This is a genomic window from Kitasatospora misakiensis, assembly GCF_042656005.1.
GTDB lineage: Bacteria > Actinomycetota > Actinomycetes > Streptomycetales > Streptomycetaceae > Kitasatospora > Kitasatospora misakiensis.
The window spans coordinates 39450-55835 of sequence record NZ_JBHSOF010000038.1 but is presented as its reverse complement, the minus strand read 5'-3'; the positions used below and the strand labels follow the sequence as shown (position 1 = coordinate 55835).

Here is a 16386-nt window from a genome sequence, read left to right as displayed (position 1 = left end):
CGAGCCGAGCGCCTGAAGGGAAGCAGCCGATGAACGACCACGCGGACCCGGTACGGGCCACGCTGGTGCACGATCGCTTCGACGCGTTCGCCGACCTCGCCCCGGACAGCATCGCGCTGGAGGACTCCCAGCGGGCGCTCACCTACGGCCAGGCGCGGGCCTGGGCCGACCGGATCGCCGACCGGCTGCGGGCCCGGGGCGTCGGTCCCGAACACGTCGTCGGCATCCACCTGCAGCGGTCCGTCCAGGCGGTGGTCACCATCATCGCCGTTCTGCGGACGGGCGCCGCCTATCTGGCGCTCCCGCCCGACTACCCCGTCGATCGGCTGCGCTTCATGGCCGAGGACGCCGACGCGCGGCTCGTCGTCACGGACGACAACGGGCTTCCGCCCGGTCTCGACGAGGTCGCCACCGCCCTGCCGATCAGCGAGGCCCCGGAGGCCGGTGACCGGTCCGCGCCGGCGTCGGCCACCCCTGTGCACCCGGCTCACCTCGCCTACGTCATCTACACGTCGGGCACCACGGGCCTGCCCAAGGGCGTCGGCGTCACGCACGGGAACATCGCGAACCTGGTGAGCAGTCGGCAGCGGCACATGCGGTTCGCCTCTGACGAGACGTTTCTTCAGCTCTCCCCGCTCGCCTTCGACCCGTCCGCCGTGGAGATCTGGGGCGCCCTCGCGCACGGCGGCCGCCTCGTCATCGCCTCTCCCTCGTACGACGCCATCGACGAACTTCCGTCCGTACTGGCCGAGAAGCACGTCACCACGATGGGGCTCACCCCGGCGCTGTTCCACTCCTTGGTCGAGAAACGGCCCGAGGCACTGGACGGGGTCCGTCAGCTGCTCGTCGGCGGCGACATCCTCTCCGCGGCCACGGCACGGGTCTTCGTGGACCGCGCCGCCCGTCGAGGTTCCGGCAGTGTGCTCCTGAACGTCTACGGTCCCACCGAGACGGCCACATTCGTCAGCGCGCAGCCGATGGACGCGGTGCCCGCGGATGCGACCCGCGTCCCGGTGGGGCCGCCCGTCGGCGGCGCATGCCTCCACCTGCTCGACGAGAACTTGCGCCACGTCGCCGCCGGCGAACATGGCGAGGTGTACATCGGCGGCGTCCCCGTCACCCGCGGCTACCTGGGGCGGCCCGTGCTGACCGCCGACCGCTTCGTCCCCGATCCGCACAGCGAAACTTCGGGGGCCCGCATGTACGCCACCGGCGACGAGGGCGTGCTCGACGAGCACGGGGTCATCGCGGTCCTCGGGCGCCTCGACAGCCAGGTGAAGGTCCGCGGGCACCGCGTCGAACTGGGTGAGCTGGAGCACGTCCTGCGGCGCCACCCGGACGTGCGGGATGCCTGCGTGGTCCTGGTCGACCCCCGCGGCCGCCGTGAACAGCTCGTCGCCCACATCGCCACGGAGCGGGACGCCGGAGGCCTCCCCGAACTCCTGGCCGAGCACGCCGCAGAGGTCCTGCCCGGCCACATGTGTCCCGGCGCCTACGTCTTCCACGACCGGCTGCCGCTCACCCTCAGCGGCAAGATCGACCGCGAGGTGCTCGTGCTGAGCGGTACGACTGCCGTCGAGCCCATGCACACCGGTGCCCCGGCCGGGCCCAACGGGACCACACCGACCGAGGCCGTACTCGCCGAGATCTGGCGGAAGAACTTCGAGTCCCAGGACATCGGCCTGGACGACGACTTCTCCGCCATCGGAGGCACCTCGATCCTGGCGATCAGCATCGTTGCCGACGCCCAGGACAGGGGGCTGCCGCTCACCCTGACCCTGCACTTCCAGAACCCGACCGTACGCCGTTCCGCCGCGGCCATGGTGCCGGGAGCATGAGCGGGACGCGGGCCGGGGCCGCGCGGCGGCAGGAGGAGAACGGCGACGGCGAACCGCACGTCCGGGTGCTGGCGCGCGTCCTGACGGCGGTCCGTGCCGACAGCGATCCGGCCGACCCCTTGAGCGAAGCACGGATCGCCGCTCTGGAATCTGCCCTCTGCCTGCTCGGCGTCGACCAGGGGCCGGACGGCGCCGGAGGGGAGGCCGGGGCCGAGCTCCTACGCGAGGCCCTGGGCTCCGCCCGCGCCTCCGTGATGACCATCGGCATCGCGGTCACGCGCTGGTCCGACTCCCGGCGATGCGGACGGGTGTGAGAAACGAATGGAGCTGTCCATGAACGAGTCGGTCCCCGATCTGGTCGCACGGGTGGCGGCCGCCCATCCCGACCGCCCCGCGGTACGGGACGGACAGGGGCTTGTCAGCTACCGCGAGCTCGTTGAGGGCGCCGACCGGTGGGAGGCCGCGCTGCGCGGCCGGGGCGTGGCGCCCGGCGACACGGTCGCCGTGTGCCTCCCCCGGGCCGCGGTGACGCTCCAGGCCGTCCTCGGGATCTGGCGGACGGGCGCCGTCCTCGTCCCGCTCGACCCCGGCCACCCCGTCGCCCGGTGGCAGTTCGTCCTCGCGGACTGCCGGGCGCGCGCCGTCGTCTGCACCAAGGAGCTCGCCCCTCGCTTGCGCGAGGCCTGCGGGAGCACGCCGGCCAGGGGCCGGACGGACGTCGTGACGGTCGAGGGTATCGACGCGGACCACCCGCCCCGCGCCTTGTCCGCGACACCCTCGACGCCTTCGACGACGCCCGTCGATCCGTACTCCCCCGCCTACGTCCTCTACACGTCGGGCTCGACCGGTGTGCCCAAGGGCGTTCGCGTCCGGCACGGAGCGCTCGCACACTACGTGGGCTGTGCCGGGCAGCTGTACGAAGGCGCCTCCGGCCCCGCGCCCTGGCACTCGCCGCTGGCCTTTGACGCCACCGTGACCTCCCTGTGGGTACCCCTCACCCACGGCGGAGAGGTCTGGCCCGTCCCCGGCTCCGACCCGCTGAGCGGCCTGGAGGGGCTGGCCAAGCTGCTGACCGCCCCCGTGGACATCGGCATCCTGAAGATCACCCCGACCCACCTGGAAGCACTCGGCAACTGGTTGGGCCCCGAGGGGACCCCGGCGGCCATCACCTCACTCGTCATCGGCGGCGAGGCCCTGCGCGCCGACCAGGTTCGTCCGTGGCTGGCCAAGTGCACCCAGATCGTCAACGAATACGGGCCCACCGAGTCTACCGTCGGCGTGGTCGTGGCCTCCGTGAAACCCGAACACGTCGCACACGGTGCCATCCCGATCGGCTGGCCGCTTCCCGGCACCGAGATCCTGCTACGTGAGAGCAGCGGCGCGGTCCCCGGCCCCGGAGAACCCGGGGAACTGTGTGTGGCCGGCCCCCAGCTCGCCGACGGCTACCTCAACCGGCCCGAACTGACCGAGGAACGGTTCCCGCCGCACCCTCTGCGGCCCGGCGAGCGCATGTACCGCACGGGCGACCTTGCCATGGCCGGGCGGGACGGTGAGCTGTACTACGCGGGTCGGATCGACGAACAGATCAAGTTCCGCGGCCAACGGATCGAGCCAGGCGAGATAGAGACCGTGATGTGCGGCCATTCCGAGATCGGCCAGGCAGCCGTGGTGGTCCGCGAGGACCGGCTGGTGGCGTACGTCGTCCCACGCGAGGGCGGCGCAGCCCCTGGGCTGCTAGCGCTGACGGGCTACTTGGCGGACCTGCTGCCGCCCGCTCTGGTGCCGCAACAGGTCCTGACGGTGCGAGAACTTCCTGTCACGCCCAACGGCAAGCTGGACCGCAACGCTCTGCGCGACAGGAAGCTCTGAGCCCGCTCGCTACCGCCTGGTGCCTTCTTCTCCATCCCGCCGAGCCAGCCCGGAAGAAGGCACCAGGTCCTCCAACTCGAGGCCGAGTATCCCGAGCGCCTTGTCGAGCACCGCGTCGACCTCCGCTGTACCGCAGCCCTGGGCGATCACCGAACCCAGCCGGTCGTAGGCGTTACGAGCTGGCCGCACCTCCTTTCCCGGTCGACCGGTGACCGTTACGCGTGCTACCCGTTCCAGCCGGGTGGCATCCTCGGCGCCGGTGACCCGGCGCAACACCCCGCTGCGCTGCGGGAGCAGAAAGGCGACGCCCGCACTGTCGGCCCGCGTCGGTTGCAGGTCCACGTCATGGCCCAGGGCGGCGTGCAGTTGTTGCCCCAGCAGATCCACCCCATGGGCCAGCCGGACCAGTTCGGGGATCATTCCACCCGCGAGCCGAGGGTTGAGCTCGATCAGAGCAGGCCCCTGGGACGTGAGTCTGATCTCCACATGGGTGGGACCGAGGCGTACGCCGAGGATGTCGAGTGCGTCCGACGCGGCCTTGCGCAGGGCCGCTTCCGCCGCTTCCCCCAACGGCGCCGGATATACGTGCCGGGTCTCCACGAAGTACGGGATTCCCGTCACGGTCTTGCGGGTGATGCCCACACAGTGGTGGACGCCGTCGACGCTGAACAGCTCGACGCTGTATTCGGGCGCGTCCAGGAACTCTTCCAGCAGGACTGACCCGGCGGCGGGCTGCCCGCGTACATTGGTGCGCACCGCCATGACCAGCGCGGCGTGCTCCCTCGCCTCGTCCCGCGTGCCGCACCACCGGACCAGCTGGGAACCGGAATCGTCGACGGGCTTGGCGACGCAGGGCAGTCCCACCCGCGTGAGCGCCTCGTCCAGGTCCTCCTCGGTGCGGACCACGGCGAACCGCGGCTGCGGCATTCCGGCTGCCTGCAGAGCGACACGGACCTGACCCTTGTCCCGGCAACGCCGCACCACGTCGGGAGGGTTGCCCGGCAGGCCCAGCTCCGCAGCTGCCTCCGCGACGGCCGGCACATAGAACTCGCTGGTCGTGGTGACTCCGGCGAGGCTGCCGGCCGGCAGCGCCCCCAATGCCGCGGTCACAGCGGCGGGCCGGTTGGTGTCGCAGTCGACGACCTCGGCACCGGTCTCCTCCAGACCCAGGTAGCGGGCGCTGTCGGAGGTGAGGAACACGGGGACGAGACCGAGGTCTCGAGCGGTATGCAGGGCAATCATGCCGGTGCCCGTGGTGTTGGCTTCGACGAAGGCGAGATGGCGTGTCATGGTCCTCGATTCGACGTGAGGGGAAGGGGAAGGGCGGAAGTCAGGAGGGAGCGCCGAGTCCGAGGAGCTGATCGACATGGCGAGCGGCGGCCTCCGGGACCTCCCGGCGCCGGGTCCAGTCCGCCGTCAGCTCACCGATCCGCTCCTTCTGCCGCTGCAGCACAGCCATGGTGGAATGCGGCGCCGTGGAGCCGGCCGTGGCCTTGCGCTCCAACTCGGCCTCCGGCCGCAGCAGACCCTCCAGCGCGGCAGCGGAGTGCCCGGCCTCGTGACCGTGAGCAGCCGCAATGCTCAGCAGCGATTCGGGGTCGGGACACGTGGCTGGCCGATCGGTCCGCTGCGCGGCCAGGACATAGGCGCCGGTGATGACCTGTGCCTCGCGCCAAGGGATGCCGTCGGCGAGAGTCAGCTCGTTGGCCAGGGCGAATGCCCCGAGGTAGTCCTCTCCGCAGGCTTCGCGCAGCCGCGCGGTGTCGAAAGAGAGATGGCCGAAGACCGCGGTCGCCAGACGCAGCATCGAGCGGAGGCCACTCAGCTGCTGCACCATCTGAGCCCCACTCTCCTTGGAGACCTCCACGGTGTTGCTGAAGGGAGTGGCTCGTTGGGTTGTCGCGCTGTCCACGTACCAGGACAGGGCGTGGCTGCTCTTGCCCCGCAGACGCTCGAGGATGGGGTAGTTCTTCTTCTGGGGCATCGCCGACGAGATCGCCGCCATCTCGTCGGGCAGCGACACAAAGGCGTGCTGTCCTCCGGCCCAGGTCATGAGGTCCGTCACGAACCGACTCATGCCGATCCCGAACGTGGCGCATTCCGCAGCGAGTTCGAGCAGCCATCCTCGCGAGGCGACCGCTGTCAGCGCATGCGGAGCGGGTTTGGCGAAGCCCAGGAGTTCCGCCAGCCGGTGGCGGTCCCAAGGGAGTTGCTGGCCGGCCATGGCGCCGGCGCCGAGGGGCGCGGCGTCCCATCCCTCGTAGCAGACCAGCAGCCGTTCTGCGGAGTGCAGCAGGTGCTCGCAGACGGCGCTGAGGAAGAATGCCGGTGTGATCACTTGGGCCGGCTGGAGATGGGTGTAGCCGGGCATCGGGTCGTACGCGTGGAGGATGGCCAGCTCGTGCACCGCAGCCGCGCAGGCCAGAAGTTCCTCCGCGGTCTTGACGGTCTGTGCGCGGCCGAGCTGCAGCTGTCCGCAGGCCTGGAAGTCGTTCCTGCTGCGGTCCACCCGCCAGGCGGGGACGGGCTCGGGGAGCCGGCGTCCGACGGCTACCTCGATCGCGAAGGACAGGTCCGACAGGTTGCTCTGCCGGTCGGCAGTCAGCGAGGCGGCGGAGACCTCGTGGAGCGCGGTGGCGATGGCCCGGGCGTCGCCCGTGCTCAGCACGCCGAGCCGGACGTACTCGAGAAGCAGCGCCTTCTCCATGTGCAGGTAGAACGGCAGCAGGTGGGTCACGTCATAGTCGAACTGTGGCGCGAGCACCTCCTCGTGGAGCAACTCCGTGGGGGCCTGTGAGATCCGGCCCGTAAGCGAATGCGTGCCCGTTCGGTTCAATGCTGCCTCCTGGAAGTGATAACCCCGGCGCCCGTTTCCCGGGTCTCCCCGTCCTGACGCTGTGGGTCGTTTTGGGCACAGAGCCGCTCGCAGAGCGCGGCGAGGTCAGCCGCGTTGCTCGGCGCCACCATGGACATGTGGTCTCCACCGCTCTCGTGGACCCGCAGGTCGCCGGCGACCAGGTGCCGCCAGCCGTCGAGGTAGCGCCGGGCCGAGTCGTGCAGGACCGTGGCGGGCCGTTCCGAACTCGCCGCAAGCCCTGCCCGGGACAGCACCAGCTGGATGTCGCCGCCGAACACGCCGGGATCGAAGTCCTGGTAGGCCTGATGGAGGAGTCCGCACGCGCGCAGCGGGAGAGCCGTGGCCAGTGCGGACCGACCGGGGCCCCATTCGAGGGAGTCGAAGAAGTCTGCGGCGGCGGCTTCCAGGCGTGCCCGCTCGGAGCTGTTCTCGGGAGCGGCCGCGGCCTTCTCCACGAGGTCCGCCGCCGTCCCGTAGAGCTCGGCCGCGGTCCGATGGCCCTCCGCCGACACGGGATCGCGAGGCAGGGTCGGTTCGATCAGGATGAGCGGGTCCACGCGGTGCCCCGCGGCGGTCAGCCTGCGGGCCATCTCGAAGGCGATGAGCCCCCCGTACGACCAGGACATGAGCGCGTACGGGCCGGCGGGCTGCGCACGCAGCAGGTGGGTGAGGTACTCCTCGGCGAGGGCCTCGATCGTGTCGCAGGGCTCCCCCGTGCTGTGGGCGCCCGGCAGTTCGAAGGCCATCACGGGCCGGTGGGAGGGCAGGGCGCGGGCCAGGGCCGTGTACCAGGAGGCGCTGCCACCACTGGGGTGGACGCAGAACAGGGGGCGGGCGTCGCCACCCGCGGACAGCCGCACGACGGGGCTCCTCCGGGGCTCCCGGTCCGGGTCCGCGCCGCGGTCGACCCGTGCGGCGAGTTCGGCCACCGTCTGGTGCTCGTAGTGGTCGCTGACCTCCAGTTCCACATCCTGCTCGCGCACGAGCGAGGTGGCGTGGACCAGGCGGAGCGAGTCGCCGCCCCGCTCGAAGAAGTTGTCGTGGACGCCGAGCCCCCGCACACCGAGCACCTGCTGCCAGATGTCGACGAGCAGGCTCTCGGTCGGTGTCCGGGGCGGCTGGTGCTGCCTGGCTGATGCGATGCGGGTCCGCGGGATCGTGAGCAGCGCGCGGCGGTCGGTCTTGCCACTGGCCGTGACCGGGATGCGGTCCACCCGGTAGAAGGCGCCGGGTACCAGGTCACCAGGGCTCCAGTCAGGGGTTCACCGGCGAAGAAGACCTGGCGCAGCGTGGCGACAGAGCGGTCGGCGTAGGTCGCCGACAGCCAAGCCCGGGCCACAGAGGGCACGGTGTGGAGCGCGGTGATGCGCTCCGCCCGCAACCACGCGAAGAGGCGGTCCGGGTCGCCGGTGTCCACGTCCGGAACGCACAGCGTCGCCCCACTGACCAGGGGCGTCAGCACGTCCCGGTACAGCACGTCGAAGGACTGCGCGGTCAGTTGCGCGGCGCGGTCGCCGGGGCCGATCCCGAAGGTCTCACGCTGCCAGTCGACGAACTGGGCGAGTCCCCGTTCCGAGCCGGCCACGCACTTGGGAGTCCCGGTGGAACCGGAGGTGAAACTGAGATAGGCGATCCGGTCGCCGGGACGGTGCGGCTGCGCCACCGGCTCACGGCCTCCGGGTTCCACGGGGCCGGGCACCAGGTCGAGACCGCCCGAGTCGGTCGGCCCGCCGCTCCCGCCGATGACCAGTCGGGCTCCGGCCTCGCGCAGCAGCAACTCCCTGCGCCGGCGCGGCAGCGCAGGGTCGACGACCAGCAGGGGGCGTCGGGCGGCCAGGATGCCCAGCATGCCGGCGGCGAGCCCGAAGGAGGCGGGTACGGACAGCGCCACCACGGCGTCCCGGGGCGTCAGGCGTGCCACCTCGTCCGCCACGTGCCGGACGTCGGCGCGCAGTTCACCGTATGACCGGGACGTCTTCCCCTGACTGAGGGCCGGGCTCGTGCCGTACAGTTCGGCCGCCCGCTCGAACTGGTCGACGACCGACGGCTCCGCGGGAGAGGGCAGCGGCTCGTCCGGTCGGGGCAGGACCTCCCGGAGCTCGGGCGCCCGCAGCGAACAGCTGGCGGCGGGCGCATCGGGACGCCCGGTCAGCTGTTCGATCAGATGGGAGAACTGGGCGGACATGCCGGCGATTTGACGGCTGCTGAAGACGTCCGTCCGGAACACCCATTCCAGCCGGATCCGGTCGTCGTGCAGGCTGCCGTACAGCGTCAGCCAGAACTTGGGGTCACCGCCCTCCACGTCCCCCTCGACGACGTCGAGACCGCCCGGCTGCCGTGTCGGCGCGTTCGTCTGGTTGGCGAAGTTGAACAGGACGTCGACCAGGGGGTTCCGGTCGATGTCGCGGGGTGGGTTGATCGCCTCCACCAGTCGCTCGAACGGCAGGTCCGAGCTGCCGATCGCCTCCGTCAGCGACTCGCTCACCCGGCCCAGGAACGCGCGGAAGGTCGGGTCGCCTCCCAGGTCCGAGCGGACGACCAGCGTGTTGAGGAACAGTCCGACCAATTCGTCGAACTCGGGCCGCCCCCGTCCGGCGAATGGCACTCCCAGCAGGATGTCCTCCTGTGCGGACAGCCTGCCGAGCAGCAGGTTGAACGCGCTGAAGAGGACGGAGAAGACGGTGGTGTTCTCCGTGTCGGCCAGGGCGCGCACCGCTCGGGTCAGTTCCCGGGACAGCACCAGACTGTGGCGCCCGCCCCGCGCCTCGTCTCCGTGGCCGTAGCGGGGAAGTTCGAGGCGCGGTGCGCCGGCCAGCCGCTCCGCCCGTTCCCGCAGCCGTTCACGCACCTCGGGCGACGCGAGCAGGCGCTCCTGTTCCACGAGATGGTCCGGATAGCCGAAGGCGGGCGGCGGAAGCACGCCGGCTCCGCCCGCGACGACGTCCCGGTAGGCGGTGTCCAGATCGGCGAGCAGGACGCCCGTCGACCAGCCGTCGAAGACGATGTGGTGGGCCGTCAGCAGGAGGGTGTGCTCCTCGGCCGCCGTACGGACCAGGGCGGCCCGGACGAGCGGCGGACGGCCGAGGTCGAACGGCCGCGCCGCCTCTTCGGCGGCCAGGTCGCGCAGGGCGGTCCGCGCCTCCTGCGGGGGGAGTCCGCTCAGGTCGCGGGCGCGCCACGGCACGGCGCGCACGTCGGCGATGTGCTGGACGGGGCGCCCGTCGACCTCGCCGAAACCAGCCCGCAGCGCCGTGTGGCGGGCCAGGACACCGTCCAGGGCTCGGCGCAGCGCTTCGCCGTCCAAGGGGCCCTTCAGGTGCCACCTGAAGGGCATCAGATAGTCCGTACGGCCCGGTCGGAGCTTCTCCAGGAACCAGATGCTCCGCTGGCCGGGAGAGAGCGGGAGCCGGTCGTCCGTCGCCGTCACCGGTGCGGGCTGCGCGGGCGGGGCGACGTCCTCGCCGAGTTCGGCGGCGACATCGGCGACGGTTCGGCTCTTGACCAGTGCGCGCAGCTCGATGCGCCGGCCCAGCCGCTCACGCAGTCGGGCGACTGCACGGACGGACACCAGCGAGTCGGCGCCCGCGGCGCGCAGGTCCTGCTCCGGATCGATGCGGTCGACGCCCAGCAACTCGGCGAAGATCCCGGCCACGAGGAGCTGCAGAGGCGTTGCCGCTCCGGTGTGCTCACCGTCCGGATGAGGGGTGACGGCCATCGCCTTGAGGTCGACTCGGCCGTCCGCGGTCGCCGGAAGGTCGCCCTTCCACATCCGGAGTTCGTACGGGGGGCACAGGGGAAGGAGCCCGCCGAGGTGCTCTCGGATCCGGTCGGACGTCGCCCGCGACGGTTCGTCGACCCCGGCGTGGACCACCAGCACGGTGCCGCCGCCCGGCCCCGCAGCGGCCGTTGCGACGGCCTGGCGCACCGTCGAGTGGGTCCTCAGCGCGGACGCGAGCTCCTCGAGGTCGAAGAGGCGTCCACGGTGCCACACCCGGCCGTCGGGGCGCCCCCGGTGCTGGAGGGTGCCGTCGCCCCGCACCCGCACGCGGTCTCCGGTCGCGTGGACGCGGGCCGACAGGCCTGCTCCGTCGGGCGCGGGCAGCGGTTCCGACGTGGCCCAGTCGGGGCGGACCCCCGGCGCGGCGACGAGGTACAGCTCGCCGATCGCGCCCCTGGGAACGGGCCGCAGCCGCTCGTCCAGCACGTACGCGCTCGCGGCGACCGGGACCGGCCCGCCCGGGTCGCCGACCGGGGCGGCGCCGGCGCCGGGAAGCAGGCCGACGGCCCACTCCCTGCAGTCGTCCGTGAGGACGAAGGGCTCCGCGGCGGCCGCCGCGTACTCGTGTAGCGGACGGCCGGTCCCCGTCAGGGCGATGTCGGTGAGCAGAGCCAGGTAGCTGTCGGCGAAGGCGGCGGCGGTGGCCTCGTCGAACAGCTCCGATGCGTAGTCGAGGACGCAGCGGAGCCCGTCCCGGCCGGTGATCACCGACATCGCGAGGTCACACAGCACGGTGGTGTTGGGGACGGGGCACTCGGTCGCCGTCAGGCCGGACAGATCGAGGTCGTCGCCCGGGTCGGTGTCCAGGGCGAAGACGGACGAGAAGAGCGGCGCGGTGGGCCCCTGGGCCCGGTCGGCCGTGTTGACCGCCTCCACCACCGCGTCGTAGGAGGCCCCGCTGTGGTCGTAGCCCTCCAGGGCGGTGCTCCTCACCCGGTCCAGCAGGTCCCCGAAGGTGCCCTCGGCCAGGACGCCGGACAGATCGGAGCGCAGCACGATCACATTGACGAAGAAGCCGATGAGGTCTTCATGGGTGGTCGTGTCCCGGTTGCCGACCGGCGTTCCCGTGGCCACGTCCGGGCTGCCGGTGAAGCGGGAGAGCAGCAGGTGGTAGGCGGCCAGCAGGGTCATGAAGAGGGTGGCGTCGTGCTCCGAGGCGAGTACTCCGAGACGTTCGACGACCTGGGGAGGGATGCTGACGGTGTGCTCGGCGCAGGCGCCGGTGGGCCGTTCCGGACGTTCCCGGTCGAAGGGGACCTCGGCTCTGCTGAGCCCGGACAGCCTGTCGCACCAGTGGTCGACGAGGGCCCTGCTTCGCGCACTGTCGGCCTCCCAGCGCTGCTGCACGGCGAAGTCCGCGTACTGGAAGGCGAGTTCGGGCAACGGGTCGGGCCGGCGAGCGGCGAAAGCGCGGTAGAGGGCGCCGAGTTCCCGCTGCAGGACGGACAGCGACCAGCCGTCGAAGGCGATGTGGTGAACGGCGACGGTCAGGAGCCACCGGTCGGCGGCGGTCCGGTACAGCCGGACGCGCAGGACGGGCCCTGCGGCCAGATCGAACGGCTCGTTGATCGCCGCCACGGAGAGGGCGAGGGCACGCTCGTCGGCCCCGCCCGGCTCCGGGCCGCCGCAGGTGGAGCTGTCGGCGGGGTCCTCGCACTCCGTGAGATCGGTGAGCGCCAGGTCGAGGGGCTGGGAGGCGGTGACGACCTGCCGGGCCGACTCCTCGCCCTCGTACACGGTCCTCAGGACGTCATGCCGGGCGACGAGAGCTTCGAATGCCCGCTGGAGGGCGACGACATCGAGCCGGCCGTCGAGCCACCAGCGCAACGGCACGTTGTACCGGGTCGCGGTCGGGTCCAACAGGTGGTCCAGCCAGAGCCGTTGCTGAGCGGCGGAGAGCGGCGCCTCGGTCCGCCGGGGCCCGGGGGTGGAGCGCGGCGCCGTGGATGGCGCCCGGCGGACGAGTCGACGTCGGAGTAGTTCCTGACGGTCGGACGACGTGACATTCCCGGACTCGGTCATAAGTTCCTTCCGTCGGAGAGTTCCTGGCGCTCGCTGGAACCGCGGCAGTCCCCCATGGTGCGTGCCGGGCGGTCTCCGGCGGGGCCGCGCCGCACACGGTGGCGGGACTCCGCCATCGTGCCGGGGCGCCATTGACTTCGATGCCAATAGTTCGGGGATAGGGCGTCGATAGAAGTGGTCAGGAAGGTGGCGCCAACCGGATTTCAAGGCCATTCGTGGAGGGTGCATGACCAGCGCTGTATCCGTCCAACGGCCCGTTGCAAACGGCAGCTCCTTCGGCACCTTCGGCGAACTGCTGCAGGGGAGGCTGCAGCCGGGAAATCGAGATTTCCTCGTCACACTCCCCATAGCTCGCTGGTCCACCGCACGTTTCCAGTGGCAACCCGACCAGGAACTCCGGGTCGAACCGCCGGGCAAACGTAAGTCCCTGGAGCTGGCCGACCGGATGCTGAGGCAATACGGATGCCCCGGCGGTGGGACTCTCACACTGAGCGGCGACCTTCCGGAGGGAAAGGGGCTCGCGAGTTCCTCCGCCGATCTGGTGGCCACTGCCCGTGCCGTGGCCGGGGTGCTCGGAGTCGGAATGCCTGCGGCCACGATCGAGCGGCTCATCCGGCCGATCGAGCCGACCGACGGGGTGATGTACAACGGCACGACTGCCTTTTACCATCGGGAAGTACGCCTCTGCGCTCGGCTGGGACCCATCCCGCCGATGACGATCGTGGGGGTCGACGAGGGCGGCGAAATCGACACGGTCGCCTTCAACCGCAAGGAGAAGTCGTTCACGCGCAAGGAGACATCCGAATACCGCCGGCTACTGCACAGCCTGAGCGAAGCGGTACGCCACGGTGACGTCCGGACGATTGGCCGGGTGGCGACCCGGAGTTCGGAAATGAATCAAAGGCTGCAGCACAAGCGCCTGCTGCCGGATCTCCTCGATACCTGCCGAAAGGCCGGCGCCCTCGGAGTGGTCGTCGCACACAGTGGCACCAAACTCGGCATCCTGATTTCAGCCGCTGATCCGGATCACGACGAACGACTCGCCCGTGTCGTCGACGAGTGCCACGACATCGCCGGAGAGATCACCGTCGATCACACGCTAAATTTCGCTCCGCGCGGCGAACGGAGCACACAGTCGGCACCAACTCCTCCTGTCGGGAGCTCCCATGCCATACGTTGATGTGGTTGATGCAATCGGACACACTCCCCTGGTCGGTCTCCGCCTCGGCGAATTCACCGGCGTGGAGGTGTTCGCCAAACTGGAGATGCAGAATCTCTACGGCATGAAGGACCGGGTCGCACGCCAGGTGGTGCTTCACGCCCGTAAGACCGGCGAACTCGTCGAGGGTGCACCCATCGTCGAGAGCTCGTCGGGCACGATGGCCCTCGGCCTCGCTCTGGTCGGCCCACCGCTCGGACACGAGGTGCACATCGTCACCGACCCACGCATCGATCCCATCACTCTGGTGAAGCTGAAGAAGCTCGGCGCCTCGGTGCACATCGTCGACCGCATGGGGGAGGGGGGCTGGCAGCGCGCCCGGCTGGACCGGCTGGAACAGTTGATGGCTGATCTCCCGGGCGCCTTCTGGCCGCGCCAGTACAGCAACCCGCAGAACCCGCAGGCCTATCAGACCCTCGCTGCCGAACTCCTTCAGGACTGCGGGCCGTTCGACATCCTGGTCGGATCCGTCGGCAGCGGTGGGTCGCTCTGCGGCACCGCCCGCGCGCTGCGCCGGACGCTGCCCGATCTGCGGGTGGTGGCCGTCGACTGCGCAGGCAGTGTGCTGTTCGGCCAGCCCGACGATCCCACCCGGTTGCAGAGCGGTCTCGGCAACAGCCTGATGCCGTCGAACCTGGACCACTCCCAGATCGACGAGATCCACTGGTTCAACGACCGGGAGGCGTTCGAGGCGACCCGTCGGCTGGTCCGCGAGCAACTGCTCTTCGGAGGCAACACCTCGGGCTCCGTGTACCAGGTGCTGCGTCATCTCAGCTCGAGGGAGAAGGCCGGCACGCGCGTCGTCGGCATACTGCCCGACCGCGGTGACCGCTACTACGACAGTGTCTTCGGCGACGACTACTGGGCGGCCCGCGGACTGGACGAACTCCCGGTGAACGAGGAGCCCGTGACGGTCGCCGCGGGCGACACGGTCGTCGCGTGGTCCCGCCGTGAGCTCACCGACCGGACGTGAACCGTGTCCGACGAGTCATGGACCACGACGCTGCGGCACCCGGCCCGGGGTGCGCCCCTGGGCCGGGTGGTCGTCCTGGCGCACAGCGGCGCGGGGCCGAACGCCCTGCTCCCGATGCTGCGACATCTGCCGGACGCGTACGAGCTCGTTGGGGTCACCCTGCCGGGTCGCGAGCGCCGGTTCGGGGATGACGTGCCCGACGCACCTCCCGAGCCGGCAGCTGTGGTCGACGCCGCCCTGCGGGAACTACATCGACTTCCGAGGCTGCCCACGGTGCACTTCGGGCACAGCTTGGGGGCAGCACTCGCCGCGGCCCTGACGCTGGCGGCTCCCGACCTGTGCGAGGGGCTGGTGCTCAGTGCCCATCCGGCCGGTCCACCGGCCGAGCGGGCGACTGACTGGCCGGAGCAGGAACTTCTCGACATCATCCGGCTCGGCGGAGGTACGCCCGCCGAAGTCCTCCGGGAGCCGTTCCTGCGGGAGCACGTCCTCGCGGTGCTGCGCCACGACCTGACACTGGGGCAACGACTGGCCGAGGAGATCACCGGCCGGGAGATACCCGTCCCGGTCTGCGTCCTGGCCGGCGAGGACGACGAGCTGGTCGACGTGGAGCAGCTGGCCCGGTGGCAGCACCAGGCCGTCGCCGGTTACAGCCAACGGGTCTTTCCCGGCGGCCATTTCTTCCTTCTGGACGACGATAACGCGCCCGCGGTCGCCGCCGAGACAGCCGCCGTCCTACAACAACGGCCCCACCCCGGTGGGGCTTCCGACGGAGGTGACGTCGTATGAGGCTGGAACGGACCAGGCCGAGCGCCACGCTCGCCGGGCTCGGCACCTGCCTGCCGTCCCGGGTGGTGACCAACGCCGAGCTGACGCGCTCGTTCGACACGAGCGACGACTGGATCGTGACCCGTACGGGCATCCGCGAGCGGCGCGTCACCTCACCGGGCACGACCGTCGTCGACCTGGCCGAGGCCGCGGCGCGCAATGCACTGGCCTCCGCGGGAGCCGACGTCCAGGCCCTGGTGCTGGCCACCACGACCCCTTACCGGCCGTGCCCGGCCATGGCCCCCGAGGTCGCCGCCCGGCTGGGGCTCACGGGGGCAGCAGCGTACGACATCTCCGCGGTGTGCAGCGGCGCCGTGTACGGGATCGCCAATGCCGTGGGGCTGATCACCGCGGGGGTGGCCGACGCCGTGCTGGTGGTCTGCGCCGAGACGTACTCAAGCATCCTCGACCCGGAGGACCGCTCCACGGGCGTCATCTTCGGAGACGGGGCCGGCGCCTTCGTCCTCCGCCAGGGCGAGGCGGACGAGCCCGGCGCGATCCTCGCGATCGACCTCGGCAGTGACGGCCGGCACGCGGATCTGATCGCCCGGGCCGCACCGGACGGGCGGTTCCGGATGGCCGGGACGGCCGTGTACCGCATGGCCTCCCGCACCTTCGCCGACACTGCGCGGCAGGTGATGAAGGGGACCGGCTGGGCGGTGGAGGACGTCGACGCGTTCGTTCCCCACCAGGCGAACCGGCGCATCACCGACGCGGTGGTGCGCGAACTGGGCCTCGCCCCGGCGGCAGCCGTCGGCAACATCGACCGGGTCGGCAACACCTCCGCCGCCTCCATCCCGCTCGCGCTCGCCGACGGAGTTCGCGAAGGCCGCCCGGCGCCCGGCCACCGCACGCTGCTGGCCGCCATGGGGGGCGGGCTCACCTGGGGCGCCGCCGCCCTCGTCTGGCCCGAAGTGGAGGTCGTCTCAAGCGAGTTGTGAAGCCCCTTTCGATACCGCACCGATAGACCGGGAATGGAGCGGAAAGCAATGATCCCTTCAA

General features: G+C 71.0%; 10 protein-coding genes and 2 pseudogenes. 7 read left to right on the top strand and 5 right to left on the bottom strand.

The genetic code is table 11. The features are described 5' to 3' along the window. Positions 1–29: 29 nt before the first annotated feature. Genes ACFP3U_RS25470 through ACFP3U_RS25460 form a run of 3 tightly spaced genes read left to right on the top strand, consistent with a single transcriptional unit; the run spans position 30 to position 3707 of the window. Positions 30–1838 (top strand): non-ribosomal peptide synthetase, encoded by a 1809-nt coding sequence (locus ACFP3U_RS25470; RefSeq protein WP_380227981.1) that lies wholly within the window; start codon positions 30–32, stop codon positions 1836–1838. Then, the gene (locus tag ACFP3U_RS25465) at positions 1835–2152 is read left to right on the top strand and encodes a hypothetical protein (RefSeq protein WP_380227980.1); all 318 of its coding nucleotides are present in this window, start codon (positions 1835–1837) and stop codon (positions 2150–2152) included. The genes ACFP3U_RS25470 and ACFP3U_RS25465 overlap by 4 nt, the downstream gene beginning before the upstream one ends. Positions 2153–2171: 19 nt before the next feature. After that, positions 2172–3707, top strand: coding sequence for an amino acid adenylation domain-containing protein (locus ACFP3U_RS25460; protein ID WP_380227979.1), 1536 nt, complete (start codon positions 2172–2174; stop codon positions 3705–3707). A 9-nt stretch (positions 3708–3716) separates the two neighbouring features. Here the strand turns inward: ACFP3U_RS25460 and ACFP3U_RS25455 are convergent, their stop codons facing one another. The 5 genes and pseudogenes from ACFP3U_RS25455 to ACFP3U_RS25435 all read right to left on the bottom strand — a co-directional run. After that, positions 3717–4997 (bottom strand): ATP-grasp domain-containing protein, encoded by a 1281-nt coding sequence (locus tag ACFP3U_RS25455; protein ID WP_380227978.1) that lies wholly within the window; start codon positions 4995–4997, stop codon positions 3717–3719. A gap of 40 nt (positions 4998–5037) precedes the next feature. Then, positions 5038–6543 (bottom strand): argininosuccinate lyase, encoded by a 1506-nt coding sequence (locus ACFP3U_RS25450; protein ID WP_380227977.1) that lies wholly within the window; start codon positions 6541–6543, stop codon positions 5038–5040. Further along, positions 6540–7424, bottom strand: coding sequence for a thioesterase domain-containing protein (locus ACFP3U_RS25445; protein WP_380228010.1), 885 nt, complete (start codon positions 7422–7424; stop codon positions 6540–6542). The genes ACFP3U_RS25450 and ACFP3U_RS25445 overlap by 4 nt, the downstream gene beginning before the upstream one ends. A gap of 105 nt (positions 7425–7529) precedes the next feature. Next, positions 7530–7625, bottom strand: a pseudogene (locus ACFP3U_RS25440) (hypothetical protein); the annotation flags it as partial. 182 nt (positions 7626–7807) lie between these two features. Beyond that, a pseudogene (locus ACFP3U_RS25435) lies at positions 7808–12364 on the bottom strand (condensation domain-containing protein); the annotation flags it as partial. 226 nt (positions 12365–12590) lie between these two features. Between ACFP3U_RS25435 and ACFP3U_RS25430 the strand changes: the two are divergent. The 4 genes from ACFP3U_RS25430 to ACFP3U_RS25415 are packed head-to-tail and all read left to right on the top strand — an operon-like array spanning position 12591 to position 16325. Continuing rightward, positions 12591–13544, top strand: a complete 954-nt coding sequence (locus ACFP3U_RS25430; protein WP_380227976.1) for a GHMP family kinase ATP-binding protein — start codon at positions 12591–12593, stop codon at positions 13542–13544. After that, entirely contained in the window at positions 13531–14556 is a 1026-nt protein-coding gene (locus ACFP3U_RS25425; protein ID WP_380227975.1) for a cysteine synthase family protein, read from the top strand. The genes ACFP3U_RS25430 and ACFP3U_RS25425 overlap by 14 nt, the downstream gene beginning before the upstream one ends. 3 nt (positions 14557–14559) lie before the next feature. Continuing rightward, the gene (locus tag ACFP3U_RS25420) at positions 14560–15345 is read left to right on the top strand and encodes a thioesterase II family protein (RefSeq protein WP_380227974.1); all 786 of its coding nucleotides are present in this window, start codon (positions 14560–14562) and stop codon (positions 15343–15345) included. After that, complete coding sequence (locus tag ACFP3U_RS25415; RefSeq protein WP_380227973.1) at positions 15342–16325, top strand: beta-ketoacyl-ACP synthase III; 984 nt, start codon at positions 15342–15344, stop codon at positions 16323–16325. Before ACFP3U_RS25420 ends, ACFP3U_RS25415 begins: the two co-directional genes overlap by 4 nt. Positions 16326–16386 lie beyond the last annotated feature (61 nt).